The sequence below is a fragment of the Plesiomonas shigelloides genome, from assembly GCF_900087055.1.
Lineage (GTDB): Bacteria > Pseudomonadota > Gammaproteobacteria > Enterobacterales > CAMTGL01 > Plesiomonas > Plesiomonas shigelloides.
This window is the reverse complement of the sequence record NZ_LT575468.1, coordinates 2,046,599-2,061,406: the sequence shown is the minus strand read 5'-3', so window position 1 is coordinate 2,061,406 and position 14,808 is coordinate 2,046,599. Positions and strand designations below refer to the sequence as shown.

The window sequence follows — 14,808 nt, the reverse complement described above, 5'->3', positions numbered from 1 at the left end:
AATTCCCCTCTGATATTTATGGTTAATATTCCCATCGAACCCACAAAATAGTTGGAGGGTCGCATGCCGGCCACATTATCTTCAGGTTATAAAACAGAAGAAACCTTCTATCAGGCCATGCGCCGGCAGGGTGTAAGCCGCCGCAGCTTTCTTAAATTTTGCAGCTTGGCTGCCACCACGCTCGGACTTGGCTCCGGCTTTGCGCCTAAGATTGCCTACGCACTGGAAAATAAACCGCGCGTTCCGGTTATCTGGATCCACGGTTTGGAATGTACGTGCTGTACCGAGGCGTTTATCCGCTCCGCGCATCCCCTCGCCAAAGACGTGATTCTGTCGCTGATCTCACTGGATTATGACGATACCTTAATGGCCGCCGCCGGTGCGCAGGCAGAAAGCTTGCTGCAAGAGCTAATGGAAAAACACCACGGCGAGTACATTCTGGCCGTGGAAGGTAACCCACCTCTGGGCGCTAACGGCATGTTCTGCATTAGCGGCGGTAAACCGTTTATCGAGAAACTCAAAACCGCTGCGGCGGGTGCTAAGGCGATTATTGCTTGGGGCACCTGCGCATCATGGGGCTGCGTGCAGGCCGCGCGACCTAATCCAACTCAAGCCACGCCGATTGATAAAGTGATCCATGATAAACCCATCATCAAGGTGCCGGGCTGCCCACCGATCCCTGACGTGATGAGCGCCATCATTACTTACATGGTGACGTTTGACCGTCTGCCGGATGTCGATCGCATGGGGCGTCCACTGATGTTCTATGGCCAGCGTATTCACGATAAATGCTATCGCCGTGCCCACTTTGACGCCGGTGAGTTTGTGCAATCGTGGGACGATGACGCCGCGCGCAAAGGCTATTGCTTGTACAAGATGGGTTGTAAAGGGCCAACCACGTATAACGCCTGTTCATCTACCCGTTGGAATAACGGCGTGTCCTTCCCGATCCAATCTGGTCACGGTTGCTTGGGCTGCGCCGAAAACGGCTTCTGGGATCGCGGCTCTTTCTATGATCGCGTAGTGGATATCCCGCAATTTGGGATCCACGAAAATGCCGACAAGATTGGTCTGGGCGTGTTGGGCGTAGCCGGTGCCGGTGTAGCGGCTCATGCGGCGATCAGTGCTGTTAAACAAACCATGCGTAATAAATCGTCATCGGACAGCGTTGACAATCAGGATAAAGAATAAGGAAGCACAGCATGTCCTATGAATATCAGACTCAGGGTTTCACCTTAAGCAATGCCGGTCGTCGGCTGGTGGTTGACCCTATCACCCGTATTGAAGGCCACATGCGCTGCGAAGTGAATATCGACAGCAATAATGTGATCACCAATGCGGTGTCTTGCGGCACCATGTTCCGTGGTCTGGAAATCATTTTGCAAGGCCGTGACCCGCGGGATGCATGGGCGTTCATTGAGCGGATCTGCGGGGTATGTACCGGCGTGCACGCGTTGGCTTCGGTGTATGCGGTTGAAGATGCGCTCAAAATCAACGTGCCGGATAACGCCAACATCATCCGTAACATCATGCTGGCCACCCTGTGGTGTCACGACCACTTGGTGCACTTCTATCAGCTGGCGGGGATGGACTGGATTGATGTTATCTCCGCGCTGAAAGCCGATCCGAAGAAAACCTCCGAGTTGGCGCAAAGCCTCTCCTCTTGGCCGATGTCGTCCCCAGGTTACTTCTTCGATGTACAAAATCGCCTGAAGCGTTTTGTCGAATCTGGACAGCTTGGGATCTTCCGTAATGGCTACTGGGGCAACCCAGAATACAAGATGCCGCCGGAAGCCAACCTGATGGGCTTTGCCCACTATCTAGAAGCGCTCGATTTCCAAAAAGAAATTGTGAAAATTCACGCCGTATTTGGCGGTAAAAACCCGCACCCGAACTGGATTGTAGGCGGGATGCCGTGCGCGATTAACATCGATGACAGTGGTGCGGTCGGCGCAGTGAATATGGAGCGTCTGAATCTGGTGCAATCGGTGATCACCCGTACCTCTGAATTTATCAATCAGGTGTTGATGCCTGATGCGCTGGCGATAGGTCATTTCTACAAAGATTGGTCAAAAATAGGCACCGGCTTATCCAACCAATCGGTACTCAGCTACGGGGCATTCCCTGATATTGCCAATGACTTTGGTGATAGCAGCTTGTTACTGCCGCGCGGCGCGGTGATCAACGGCGACTTCAACAATATCTTGCCGGTTGACCTGTACGATCCAGAGCAAGTGCAGGAGTTTGTGGATCACTCATGGTACCAATATCCGGATGACCACAAAGGGCGTCACCCGTTTGATGGTCTGACTGACCCATACTTCAACGTTGGCGCGGCGAAAGGCACTGACACCAACATTTTGCAGCTGGATGAACAAGCCCGTTATTCGTGGATCAAAGCGCCGCGCTGGCGTGGTCATCCAATGGAAGTGGGCCCATTGGCGCGTACCTTGATTGGCTATCACAAGAAAGATGCCGCGACTGTAGAGTCTGTCGATCGCATGTTGTCAACATTGAAAATGCCGCTGTCTGGCATGCAATCAACGCTGGGACGGATTTTGTGCCGTGCCCATGAAGCGCAGTGGGCGGCCGGTAAACTGCAATACTTCTTCGACAAGCTGATCACCAACCTGAAAAACGGCGATTTTGCCACTGCCAATACCAGTAAGTGGGAGCCGTCTACCTGGCCACGCCAAGCCCGTGGTTTGGGCTTTACCGAAGCGCCACGCGGTGCGTTAGGGCACTGGACCATCATCAAAGATGAGAAAGTGGACTTGTATCAGTGCGTTGTGCCGACCACCTGGAACGGCAGTCCGCGTGACCCGAAAGGTCAGATTGGCCCGTATGAGGCAGCGCTGTTGGGGACCAAAATGGCCATTCCGGAGCAGCCACTGGAGATCCTGCGCACTTTGCACAGTTTTGACCCGTGTCTGGCCTGTTCTACCCACGTTTTGGGTGACGATGGCAGCGAGCTGGTCAGCGTCAAAATCAGCTGATCATCGCCAATCACGCGAAGGAGTCTGTCATGCAACATGAAAAAGAAGCTTCCGTGCCGCTACAGAACAGGGAAGGGGCAGCAGCGCAGTCGGTTGAGGTGACTTTGCCGGCTGAAGTACAGAGCCATTATGTCTTTGAAGCCCCAGTGCGTATTTGGCACTGGGGGATGGTGCTGTGCATGATGGTGCTGATCCCGACCGGTTACTGGATTGGCAAGCCTCTGCCGTCCGTACAGGGGGAAGCGACCTATCTGTTTTACATGGGTTACATCCGGTTTGCGCATTTTGCGGCTGGATTAGTGTTTATTGTCGGTTTGCTGTTTCGGATCTACTGGGCGTTTGTCGGGAACAAATACTCCCGTGAGCTGTTTGTGCCGCATGTGTGGGAAAAAGATTGGTGGCATCGCTTCTTCTACGAAGTGCGCTGGTACCTGTTTTTAGAGAAAAAACCGCACTCGACCATTGGCCATAATCCGATCGCGCAAACTGCCATGTTTGGCTATATCTTGCTGTCGATTTATATGGCGTTGACCGGTTTGGCGCTATACAGCGAAAACACTCAGTATGCGATTTTCAAACCGTTTCGCGCGGTGGTGGAATTCTTCTACTGGACTGGCGGAAACTCGATTGACATTCACAGTTGGCACCGTTTGGGCATGTGGATGATCTGTGTGTTTATCTTAGGTCACGTCTATCTGGCCATTCGCGAAGACATCATGTCTAACGACACTATGATCTCCACCATGGTGAACGGCTATCGCTCGCCGAAAGTTAAACGCCGCAAAATGCAGGTAATGCAGTCAGATATTGCGGAATCCAAAGCGGCAGCCACAACAAAAAATAAAACCGATAAACAGGGAAATCCAGAATGACGACACAGCAACAGGTTGTGATTATGGGGCTGGGCAACATTCTGTGGGCCGATGAAGGATTCGGCGTGCGGGCGGCAGAGAAAATTTATGCCGAGTATGATTTGCCTGACTATGTGGAAGTGGTCGACGGCGGTACGCAAGGTTATAACCTGCTGCAATACGTGGCCAGAGCCACGCATCTTATCATCTTGGATGCCATTGATTTTGGCCATGAGCCGGCCTCATTGCACACCTACGAAGGTCGGGCGATCCCAGCCTACCTCAGCGCCAAGAAAATGAGTTTGCACCAAAGTAGCTTCTCGGAAGTGTTGGCGCTGGCGGAAATCAAAGATACCTATCCGGAGCATGTGGTGCTGATTGGCGTGCAGCCGGTATTGCTGGATGACTACGGTGGTAGCTTGACCGAGCCGGTCAAGGCGCAACTGGAGCCCGCTGTGCAACAAGCGCTAGGGTGGTTAGCGCGTTGGCAAGTGCCGGTCAAACCGGCCACGACGCAGCGTCGCTTGAATGATGCCAGCTTAGCGATGGAAAAATACGAAGGCGAGCGTCCGCGTCAATATAGCTTGCCGCCGTATCAAGTGCCGCAAGCTGAGCCTCAAACCGCCCTGAACGAGGAGCGTAAGCATGCGTTACTCTGAGGCGGCGTTAACGCGTTTTGCCACCTTGTGGCAGCGCATGATGCAGCGCGGCATGCATCCGATCACGGCCGATTCACTCAATGCATGGGTGGCAGGTCAGGAGTATGTTGCGGTGCTGTTGAGCACCGATCCGGTGACTGTACCGGAAGTGTCAGACAACGTCGTGATCATTCCGGAAGTGTTGGCGGAGTTTGCTCACCTTAATTGGCAAATTGCCACTGCCGATTTGGAAAACAGCGAATTGCTCTCGGATCAGTATCAGATCCTCAAGCGTCCTGCCGTGCTGGTATTTGCGCGCGGGCATTATCTGGGCGCAGTGTGCGGCGTACATGGTTGGGGCGAGATCATCCATCAATTTCATGCGCTGTTACAGCCAGCAGCGCAAGACATCATTCAGACTGGAAACATCTCACATGTCTGACAACACCTATTTTCACCTGCTCGGGCCAGGCTCCCAGCCAGATGATCCGGATTTTGCCATGAACCCGTTGCCGATTACGGTGGGGGTAGCGAGCGAACCGCCAATGGCAACGTTAGAGCAGTACCATAACGTGACAGAAGCTCTGCAACTAATTGAATATTTGCTGGACAAGTGCACAGATTATCAGGGCGATCCGGTGCATTATCCTGTGGCAGATGTGACCGCGCTGGATGATAACAACCGCCATTTTCTTGATGTGTTACTCGGGGAAGGGGAAGTTTCCATCGTTGTGCAGGTGGATGAAACGTCCGAAATCCAGATTCAGGAGTCCATCTTTTGTGGATTTTGGCGCGTGTGGGAAATCCAGCATGGTCAGAGAGTGGCCGATCGCATTGAGATTTGTCCCATTCCGGCCTGTGTCTGTTATCATGCGCAACTTTATGCGCACGAGTCGGCGTTATTGCCGCCGATTGGACAGCGTCAGTTGATGAATGCGTTGCCGTTGGCCCATGAGCTGTTATCCCAAGCAGGGAAAGCGCCACAGCCGGCTCATGTGATTAATCTAACGTCTTTACCGTTGACCGATGATGATCGCAGTTTCTTGGCTGACACCGCTGGACAAGGTAACGTGCGCATCCGTACGCGTGGCTACGGAGAAAGTTTGATTGTTTCCACCGGACTGAAAAATGTCTGGAATATTCGTTGTTTGAACGGATTAAAAGGCATTTTGCTGGAAACATATGAAGTGAGCTGTATACCAGAGGTCGCACTGGCGTCGGTGGAGGATATTGAAGATTCTGCCCAGCGTCTGCGTGATACATATCTGTGGTTTAAGGAGCTGACACATGTTTGAGGGCAGTTACCGCAAGGCGCTAACGCCTTCCGCGCAGCTGGAGTGCAAGATTTGTGGTTGGGTGTATCACCCTGAGCGGGGTGACCCGGTCTGGCAAATCCCTCCCGGGACCGCGTTTAGCGCGCTCCCTGAGCACTGGTGTTGCCCGGAATGTGACAATCCTAAATCACAGTTTCTTTTGTTGCAGGAATAACCCGAGGTGGACCAAGTTTAAGGAGTGATCATGTTTCAGGAACTGGGTAAGCAAAGCCAAGCACAGTTATGTCGTCCGGAACACCGCTCTGTATATGATGAAAATCTGCGATGGTATGAATCCAACCCTGCCAGTATTTTTGAGCAGGCATACCGGCAGGTTTATGAAAAATCGATGCAGGATATCCCATTTATCAATCGGCAGATTCAAATTGAGCTGATTGGTGTCGGTCGCTGGCAGCATTTCTGGCGTGGGATGATGCTGACGCCTTGGAGCATGAACTTGCTGTTGATCCCCGCGTGTGAAGCGGGTTGTATTCACGCCAGCAAAGGCAGTGAGTCGCAGTATCCTTTGCCGCAAGGTTGGTTCCCGTTTGTGGCCTCCTCGGTTGGGGTGACGGGCGCATTTTGGCAAAGCTCGCTCTTTTCAGACATGCGCTTGTTTGAAAGTCATATGGCGGCCAGAGCCACGGGGGAAGAGGTGATTCGTCAGCTGTTCCCGGTGTCCGAAGAGGGGATGGATCTGCAGCGTCGCCGGTTATTTTTGCTCGGCAGCGCAAACTGATCACCGCGTTATTTGCAAGTTGAGTCAACTGTGATTTGATCGCCACATTATGCGCCTATCCTATAGCGGATACTCAATTATGGAGAGTCAGTATTTAGCCGATTAGGATAGGCTCCATGGCATCAGCGAGAAACAGCTAGCACGGTTGTTTCTCGCTGATTAGCGATCACACCCCATCATGGCTGAACATCATGCTGAATATTGTTTTTCTGGATCGTGAAACTTTCCCTGCCGATATTGAAATCCCTCGTCCGGCAGTGCCTCATCAATGGCATGAGTACTCCTATACCCCTAAAAGCAAATTACCTGAGCGCATCGGCGATGCGGATATCATCATCACCAATAAAGTGATGCTGGATGCCGAGGCGTTGTCTTTAGCGCCACGTCTGAAGATGGTGGCCATTTCTGCTACCGGCGTAAACAATATCGATTTGGCAGCCGCTAGCGCGCACGGTATTACGGTGTGCAATGTGCGTGACTATGCGCAAGTGACCGTGCCTGAGCATGTATTGAGTTTCATTTTTGCCCTGAAGCGCAACTTGGCAGGTTGGATTGCCGATCAGAAGCAAAAACGTTGGGCGAGCAGCCGTCAGTTTTGTGCGTTTAACTATCCGATCGCCGATGTACGTGGCAGCACATTAGGGATTGTGGGGCGAGGCTCTTTAGGGCGTGCAACCGGCGCGTTAGCGCATGCGGTTGGCATGCAGGTGCTGTATGCCGAGCGGCCAGACGCTGAGTTCGTGCGTGAAGGTTACACTGCGTTTAGCGATGTGCTGGCACAGGCGGATGTGTTGTCATTGCATTGTCCGCTCACCGAGCAAACCACCAAGTTGATGAATGACAAGACGCTCAGTGCGATGAAGGCGGGGGCGCTCTTAATCAATACCGGCCGAGGTGCGTTGGTAGACGAAGCGGCGTTATTGCGAGCGCTGGACCGCGGTCACTTAGGTGGTGCAGCTTTGGATGTGCTCAGCGAAGAGCCGCCGAAAGCAGATCATCCACTGCTCGTGGCTGCCGCGCAGCGTAACAACTTACTGATCACGCCGCATGTGGCGTGGGCGTCAGATTCAGCAATTCGCGAAGTGTTGGCGCAGGTGGTACACAATATCGAAGCCTATGTGGCGCGTAAGCCACAAAATGTGGTGACGCTATAAAAAAGCGATATGCAATTCACACCAATAAAAAGAGCACGCAATGCGTGCTCTTTTTTGTTCAGCGTTACTTAATTAACAGCTTAGTTAACAGCAATTAATTAACAGCCGATTACTTAACGCGCTGGCCTGGTTTGGCACCGCTATCTGGGCTCAGGATGAACAGATCGCTACCACCGGCACCGGCAGCCAGAACCATCCCTTCAGACAGACCGAAGCGCATCTTACGTGGCGCTAAGTTTGCGACCATCACTGTCATACGGCCTTCCAGATCTTCTGGCTTGTACGCAGCTTTGATACCGGCAAATACCTGACGGGTTTCACCGCCCAGATCCAGTGTCAGCTTAACCAGCTTGTCGGCTTCAGGCACAGATTCTGCTTTAGCAATCAGTGCAACACGCAGATCCACTTTGCTGAAGTCATCAATGCTGATGGTTTCGCTGATTGGGTTTTTATCCAGTTCAGTTGGCTCTTTCGCTGGCATAGCCGCTGCAGCCTCTTCTTTGGACTCTTCAATCATGGCATTCACTTTGTCCGTATCGATACGGCTGAACAGTGCTTTGAATGGATTGACCTGATGGCCCAGCAGTGGCGTGGCGATCGCATCCCATGTCAGTTGGCTGTTTAAGAACGCTTCCGCTCGCTCGCTCAGCTGTGGCATGACAGGCTTAAGGTAAGTCATCAGCACACGGAACAGATTGATACCCATTGAGCAGATGGCTTGCAGGTCGGCATCGCGGCCTTCTTGCTTCGCTACAACCCACGGTGCTTGTTCGTCAACATAGCGGTTAGCTTTGTCAGCCAGCGCCATGATTTCACGAATGGCTTTACCGTATTCGCGGCTCTCGTAGGCTTGGGCAATCAGCTCAGCGGCATCGATAAATTCCTGATACAGCGCGGCATCAGCCAGCGTGTCGGCCAGCTTGCCGTCAAAACGCTTAGTGATGAAACCGGCGTTACGGGAAGCCAAGTTAACCAGCTTATTCACGATATCGGCGTTCACACGCTGTACGAAGTCATCCAGATTCAAATCCAGATCGTCGATACGAGCAGACAGCTTGGCGGCGTAGTAGTAACGCAGGCAATCTGGATCTAAGTGCTTGAGGTAAGTACCGGCCTTGATAAAGGTGCCGCGTGACTTAGACATCTTGGCACCGTTTACGGTCACATAACCGTGCACGAAGACGTTGGTCGGCTTGCGGAATTGGCTGCCGTCCAGCATTGCTGGCCAGAACAGGCTGTGGAAGTACACGATGTCTTTGCCGATGAAGTGATACAGCTCGGCCTCAGAATCGGTTTTCCAGAAATCATCAAAGTTGATGTCGCCACACTTGTCGCACAGGTTCTTGAATGAACCCATGTAGCCGATTGGCGCATCCAGCCAAACGTAGAAATATTTGCCCGGCGCATCAGGAATTTCGAAGCCGAAGTATGGCGCATCACGGGTGATATCCCACTGCTGCAGGCCAGACTCAAACCATTCCTGCATCTTGTTCGCCACTTCGTCTTGCAGGGAGCCAGAGCGGATCCACGCTTTCAGCATGCCTTCAAAAGAGGGCAGGTCGAAGAAGAAGTGTTCGGTTTCCTTCATCACCGGAGTGGCGCCGGATACCGCTGAGCGTGGGTTAATCAGCTCGGTTGGGCTGTAGGTTGCACCACACACTTCGCAGTTATCGCCATACTGATCTTCAGCTTTACACTTCGGACAAGTGCCTTTTACGAAGCGATCAGGCAAGAACATGCTCTTTTCTGGGTCGAACAGCTGGGAAATGGTGCGACTCTTGATAAAACCGTTCTCTTTCAGGCGGCCATAAATCAGGCTAGCCAATTCACGGTTTTCATCGCTGTGCGTAGAGTGGTAGTTATCGAAGCTGATATTGAAGCCCGCGAAATCGGCCTGATGCTCGGCGCTCACATCAGCAATCATCTGCTCCGGTGCAATCCCCATCTGCTGGGCTTTCAGCATGATAGGCGTGCCGTGCGCGTCATCGGCGCAGACAAAATAAGCCTCATGGCCGCGCATGCGCTGGAAACGAACCCAGATATCTGCCTGAATGTGTTCCAGCATATGGCCGAGGTGGATAGAGCCGTTAGCGTACGGCAGAGCGCACGTTACCAGAAGTTTTCTCGCTGAAGGAGCCTTAGCATCTTGAGACATAATGGTTAGTTCTGCTGTCTTGTCATTGGATTTACGGATCCCGTGATGTTACCCCATCATCCGGCACACCGCTACCACCCTGCAATCAATGGGGTTGATTTGCCGGTCAAATTCGCCCAACCTTGGGCGGTCATGAGAACAAAACCCGATCCGACGATCCCTTGTGGTCATGACGGTGTCGATGCGTGGCCTTAAACCACGCGAGCACACCACACGCCATTACGGCCAACAGGGATAGCGGACAAACAAAAAAGGAGAACACGGGATGGGTCTCAAATCACTTTTTAGCTCCGAAACTGATCTGAGTGCGCAAGTATTACCGCTGTTGGATGGCTTTTCTCACCCAACACTGCAACAACCACTCAGCACCCTGAATGCACTTAAGCAAGCCTCATTGCGTCGCGGCGAGTTGACCGTGCGCTTACAAATGCCGTTTGCGTGGCAAAGTGGCTTTATTGCCCTGCAACAAGCCATTGATGCGGCGTTGCTGCAATTACCTGACGTGCGTCAGGTGCGCTGGGTACTGGAATACCAAATCGCAACCTTGAAACGCGCGAATGAGCAGCCTGGCGTTAAAGGCGTCAAAAATATCATCGCGGTGAGCTCCGGTAAGGGCGGGGTGGGCAAATCCAGCACCTCCGTCAATCTGGCATTGGCGCTGGCCGCCGAAGGGGCCAAAGTCGGTTTGTTGGATGCGGATATCTACGGTCCATCGATTCCCTTGATGCTCGGTAGTGAAGACCAGCGTCCTACCTCGCCCGATGGTCAGCATATGGTGCCGGTCAGTGCGCACGGTATTGTGGCGAACTCTATCGGCTATTTGGTCGATCAAGATAGTGCCACGATTTGGCGTGGGCCGATGGCTAGCCGCGCGCTGGGGCAATTGCTGAATGAAACCTGGTGGCCAGATCTGGACTATCTGGTGATCGATATGCCGCCGGGTACCGGGGATATTCAGCTGACCTTATCTCAGCAAACACCGGTAACCGCAGCACTGGTGGTAACGACGCCGCAAGATGTGGCTTTGCTGGATGCGGCCAAAGGCATCGCCATGTTTGAAAAAGTGCATGTGCCGGTGCTCGGCTTGGTGGAAAACATGAGCATGCATATTTGCAGCCAGTGCGGCCACCATGAAGCGATTTTTGGTACCGGCGGCGCGGCACGTTTGGCAGAGAAATATCACGCTGAACTGCTGGCGCAAATTCCACTGCATATTCGCTTGCGTGAAGATTTGGATAACGGCACCCCGACCGTTGTGGCCGCGCCGGAAAGCGAGTTTGCTCTGATTTATCGCCAGTTGGCCGCCAAAATTGCCGCCAAAATGTACTGGTCTGGCGAATCAATCGCCACAGAGATTGCAGTTCGTAACATAAGTTAAAAACAACGCTGGCGTGATAAGGGTCAAATTTCTTATAATCATAAGGTTTATTTTCACGCCACCAGAGTAATCAGAGCTTTTCATATGACAGAACAATCTCAGCAGTGTCTCATCATCGGTATTGCGGGCGCTTCGGCGTCAGGTAAGAGTCTTATTGCTAGCACTATTTACCGTGAGCTGTGCGAACAGCTGGGAGACGCTCAGATCGGCGTGATCTCTGAAGACTGCTATTACAAAGATCAGAGCCATCTGGCCATGGAAGAGCGGGTCAAGACCAACTATGACCACCCAAAAGCCATGGACCACGATTTGCTGCTGCAGCATTTGCAGATGTTACAGCGTGGCGAAGCGGTAGAAATTCCTCAGTACAGCTATGTTGAACATACCCGTAAGCAGGAAACTATCCACTTCGAGCCGAAGAAGGTCATTATTCTGGAAGGGATTCTGTTGTTGACGGATGCACGCCTGCGCGGCGAAATGCATGCCTCGATTTTCATCGATACACCGCTGGATATCTGTCTGCTGCGCCGTGTGAAGCGTGACGTAACCGAGCGTGGCCGGACGATGGAATCGGTTCTCGAGCAGTATCAGAAAACCGTGCGTCCAATGTTCTTGCAATTTATCGAGCCATCCAAGCAGTACGCTGACATCATTGTACCGCGTGGCGGCAAAAACCGGATTGCGATTGATATTCTCAAGGCCAAAATCACTCAGATGTTGAGCGACTAAGCCTGACGATGATAACAAGATAGTGCGCGGCAACGGTATCGAGGTTATCGCGTTAGAAACTGCATTAGACATGTCGATACGTTGCTTAAAAACAGGCTGGTTCTACCAGCCTGTTTTTTAAAGGAAACCGCTGTAAAAGGCAGCCAGTTTGGAGAAGATCAACCATGCGTTTATGTGATACCGATATTGAAGCCGCGTTGGATGCCGGGCGGATCCAGATAGAACCGCGTCCGCCAGTTGAGCGCATTAACGGAGCCACCGTGGATGTCCGTTTGGGCAATAAATTTCGCGTATTCCGGGATCATACAGCGGCGTTTATCGATCTGAGTGGGCCGAAAGATGAAGTCACCGCCGCTCTTGAACGTGTGATGAGCGACGAGATTGTGCTGGAAGAGAATGAGCCCTTTTTCCTGCACCCAGGTGAGCTGGCTCTCGCCGTTACCCATGAATCGGTTACTTTACCGGATGATGTGGTAGGCTGGTTAGATGGTCGTTCATCGCTGGCCCGTCTGGGATTGATGGTACACGTGACCGCCCATCGTATCGATCCGGGTTGGCAGGGGCGTATTGTGTTGGAGTTCTACAACTCCGGTAAATTGCCGCTGGCGCTGCGTCCTAAAATGTTGATTGGAGCCCTGAGCTTCGAGCCATTGACTGGCCCTGCTGCGCGTCCATATAACAGCCGTGCTGATGCCAAATACAAAGGCCAGCAAGGGGCGGTCGCGAGCCGTATCGATAAAGATTGATACCCTGAACTTGTAACTTTAATCTCAGTATATTTAATCTCAGAACAGCGCGGAGCAAGGATGAGAAAGCTGGCGTTAGTGGCCGGTGTTATCGCCGTTTTTGGGTTAGGCATAGCACTGCTGATATTGTCCATTGATACTCGGGCATTAAAGACGCTACTGGTCGATAAGGTCAAAGTCCGTACCGGCCAGACGTTACACATCGACGGCCCTCTGCGCTGGGGGTTTTATCATGGCCTGCAACTGGAAGCGGGGGAGACTCGCCTCAGTAGTCCGGCAGGCTATCGAGATCCTTACATCCTACAAGCGAAAAAACTTTCACTGCATATCAGCTTGCCGGCTTTGTTGACCAAAGATCTGGTCATCAAACGTGTGCAATTCGATCAAGCAGAAACCGCGATTGAAGTAGCCGCCAATGGCGTCAGTAACTGGGATGCGCTGCTCGAGCCGGTAGCCGATGCGGCTGACACTTCCAATAGCGCCTCATCAGAAAATAGCGATGACGGCTTGCTGAGCATATCTGGCTCTAATACGGAAACTCCCGCATCCAAATCTGCCGTGCCGGAGCGCCACGATGGCTGGCAGGTCTCGTTACGCAGCATTCGCATTAATGACGGCAAACTGATCTGGCGCAAAGGCGAGCATCAGGTCGATTTTGAACATCTGAATATGATGTTGAGCGAGCCTGTCAAAGGGCGTTATCCGATTGAGATCACCTCCGAAATTCATCTGCCAGACGATCTGATTCAGCTCAGTTACCAAGGGCAACTGAGCCTCAATCACGATATCAGCGTGCTGAGCTTGACTGAAAATCAACTGCGTTTGAGCCTGCAATCCAAACTGCAACCGGAGCGCGAGCCGCAGCTGATTGATAGCCGCTTTAGCGTACTGCTGGATCGCCGTGAAGGGCGATTGGCGCTCAGTAACATCAGTATTGATTCACCGATCGTCAAATTGGGCGGTGAGCTCATTTTGAAATCTCGCCCAGTGCCGGGCTTTGTGGATATCAATCTGAATAGCCCATATCTGGATTTGGATGAGGTGCTACCGTTGTGGCGTGAGCTGTCTCTGTCTGGCGATAAAACCGCATCCCGAATAACATCAACCAGTCATCAGCCGGATAACCCTGCGATAGCCTCGCAGACAGCCGAGAGCTCCGATGATGCCGAGGTGATGTCATCAGCACCAGCTGACGTATCGGCAGAGAAGCCAGAGCGTTCATTGCGCGATCTGTATCAGGTCGACGGCTTTGTCACGTTGCGCATTCAGCAGATCCGCTGGCGGCAGCAGCCATTCCAGCAAGTGTCACTGGATGCCACCGTCCAACAAGGCGTGGTCGATATCGATCAATTTAGCATGCAGGGTTTGGGCGGCGATGTCAGTGCTACCGGACGCATTAATCTATTGTCTGAACCGACGCAGTTTTCTCTCAATCCAGTGATCCGCAGTATGCCGGTGTCATCGGTGATGGCATGGCTGAATACCGGATTTAACGCCAGTGGCATGTTTAACGCCAGTGGGCGTTGGCAGTTCAGTGGTTGGCCAAGTTTGCAGACCAGTCATGGCTTTTTGACTCTCCAAGCCTCGGATGTCTCGTTTGACGGTATCAATCTATCTTATCTGCTAAGCAGTACTGTCGAACGGCTACGTGGCAAACAGTTTTCCGGCCAGCCCGTGGCTTATACGACCCACCTTAACCGTTTACTGGCAGATCTGAATTTGCAAAATGGGCAGATCAAAATCGCGCGCCTGAATGCGCAGGATGACAAACTGCTGTTGAATGCTACCGGTACACTGGATTGGGCGGCTAAGCAGTGCCAGTTGCAGATTAATAACCGCTTAGATTTAGGGCCAGAGTGGTCGCAATTGAGCATTCCACTGCAGGTATATGGCAGCTTTAATGATTTGCGCTATCGGATCGATGCGGCCAATGTTATCAAACAGCAATTGCGGGCGAACAAACAGCGATTGCTCGATAGGCTGCAAAGCAGCGACAAACTGTCTGACAGTGAGAAAAAAGCGCTGAGTGAGCTCTGAGTTAAGAGTGCTTAGCCAATGTTTCTTAAACCATCTATTTTTTTAAACCATATAGTTCTTAAACCATAATTT

Annotated in this window: 14 protein-coding genes and 1 pseudogene; 14 read left to right on the top strand and 1 reads right to left on the bottom strand. The window is 52.3% G+C overall.

All coding sequences use genetic code 11. From position 1 onward, the window contains the following. Window positions 1-63 precede the first annotated feature (63 nt). From NCTC9997_RS09175 to NCTC9997_RS09135, 9 genes and pseudogenes are all read left to right on the top strand, one after another. Window positions 64-1,191, top strand: coding sequence for a hydrogenase small subunit (locus NCTC9997_RS09175; protein ID WP_010863917.1), 1,128 nt, complete (start codon window positions 64-66; stop codon window positions 1,189-1,191). Between the two features lie 11 nt (window positions 1,192-1,202). Continuing rightward, window positions 1,203-2,996 (top strand): Ni/Fe-hydrogenase large subunit, encoded by a 1,794-nt coding sequence (gene hyaB / locus NCTC9997_RS09170; RefSeq protein ID WP_064977917.1) that lies wholly within the window; start codon window positions 1,203-1,205, stop codon window positions 2,994-2,996. Between the two features lie 29 nt (window positions 2,997-3,025). Next, window positions 3,026-3,766: pseudogene (gene cybH, locus NCTC9997_RS09165) on the top strand (Ni/Fe-hydrogenase, b-type cytochrome subunit); the annotation flags it as partial. A gap of 98 nt (window positions 3,767-3,864) precedes the next feature. After that, window positions 3,865-4,506 (top strand): hydrogenase 1 maturation protease, encoded by a 642-nt coding sequence (hyaD, locus tag NCTC9997_RS09160; RefSeq protein ID WP_064977916.1) that lies wholly within the window; start codon window positions 3,865-3,867, stop codon window positions 4,504-4,506. Then, window positions 4,493-4,927, top strand: coding sequence for a thioredoxin domain-containing protein (locus tag NCTC9997_RS09155; RefSeq protein WP_064977915.1), 435 nt, complete (start codon window positions 4,493-4,495; stop codon window positions 4,925-4,927). The genes hyaD and NCTC9997_RS09155 overlap by 14 nt, the downstream gene beginning before the upstream one ends. After that, window positions 4,920-5,780 carry a hydrogenase expression/formation protein gene (locus NCTC9997_RS09150; RefSeq protein ID WP_064977914.1) on the top strand — a complete coding sequence of 287 codons (861 nt, stop codon included), beginning with the start codon at window positions 4,920-4,922 and terminating at the stop codon, window positions 5,778-5,780. The genes NCTC9997_RS09155 and NCTC9997_RS09150 overlap by 8 nt, the downstream gene beginning before the upstream one ends. Beyond that, window positions 5,773-5,973: a rubredoxin gene (locus NCTC9997_RS09145; protein WP_010863911.1), complete on the top strand. Its 201-nt coding sequence runs from the start codon at window positions 5,773-5,775 to the stop codon at window positions 5,971-5,973. Before NCTC9997_RS09150 ends, NCTC9997_RS09145 begins: the two co-directional genes overlap by 8 nt. Before the next feature lie 30 nt (window positions 5,974-6,003). Next, entirely contained in the window at window positions 6,004-6,537 is a 534-nt protein-coding gene (hybE, locus tag NCTC9997_RS09140; RefSeq protein WP_010863910.1) for a [NiFe]-hydrogenase assembly chaperone HybE, read from the top strand. A gap of 191 nt (window positions 6,538-6,728) precedes the next feature. Continuing rightward, window positions 6,729-7,691, top strand: a complete 963-nt coding sequence (locus NCTC9997_RS09135; RefSeq protein ID WP_064977913.1) for a D-2-hydroxyacid dehydrogenase — start codon at window positions 6,729-6,731, stop codon at window positions 7,689-7,691. A gap of 109 nt (window positions 7,692-7,800) precedes the next feature. On the opposite strand, the gene metG is transcribed toward NCTC9997_RS09135, so the two are convergent. After that, window positions 7,801-9,846, bottom strand: coding sequence for a methionine--tRNA ligase (metG, locus tag NCTC9997_RS09130; protein WP_064977912.1), 2,046 nt, complete (start codon window positions 9,844-9,846; stop codon window positions 7,801-7,803). Window positions 9,847-9,891: 45 nt separating this feature from the next. Between metG and NCTC9997_RS09125 the strand changes: the two genes are divergently transcribed. From NCTC9997_RS09125 to NCTC9997_RS09105, 5 genes are all read left to right on the top strand, one after another. Next, window positions 9,892-10,041, top strand: a complete 150-nt coding sequence (locus NCTC9997_RS09125; protein ID WP_156669261.1) for a hypothetical protein — start codon at window positions 9,892-9,894, stop codon at window positions 10,039-10,041. Window positions 10,042-10,111: 70 nt separating this feature from the next. Beyond that, window positions 10,112-11,224 carry an iron-sulfur cluster carrier protein ApbC gene (gene apbC, locus NCTC9997_RS09120; protein ID WP_010863907.1) on the top strand — a complete coding sequence of 371 codons (1,113 nt, stop codon included), beginning with the start codon at window positions 10,112-10,114 and terminating at the stop codon, window positions 11,222-11,224. Window positions 11,225-11,308: 84 nt separating this feature from the next. Beyond that, window positions 11,309-11,953 carry a uridine kinase gene (gene udk / locus NCTC9997_RS09115; protein ID WP_010863906.1) on the top strand — a complete coding sequence of 215 codons (645 nt, stop codon included), beginning with the start codon at window positions 11,309-11,311 and terminating at the stop codon, window positions 11,951-11,953. A gap of 164 nt (window positions 11,954-12,117) precedes the next feature. Then, window positions 12,118-12,699, top strand: a complete 582-nt coding sequence (gene dcd / locus NCTC9997_RS09110; RefSeq protein ID WP_039044857.1) for a dCTP deaminase — start codon at window positions 12,118-12,120, stop codon at window positions 12,697-12,699. A gap of 60 nt (window positions 12,700-12,759) precedes the next feature. Then, window positions 12,760-14,736, top strand: coding sequence for an AsmA family protein (locus tag NCTC9997_RS09105; RefSeq protein ID WP_064977911.1), 1,977 nt, complete (start codon window positions 12,760-12,762; stop codon window positions 14,734-14,736). The last annotated feature ends 72 nt before the right edge of the window (window positions 14,737-14,808 follow it).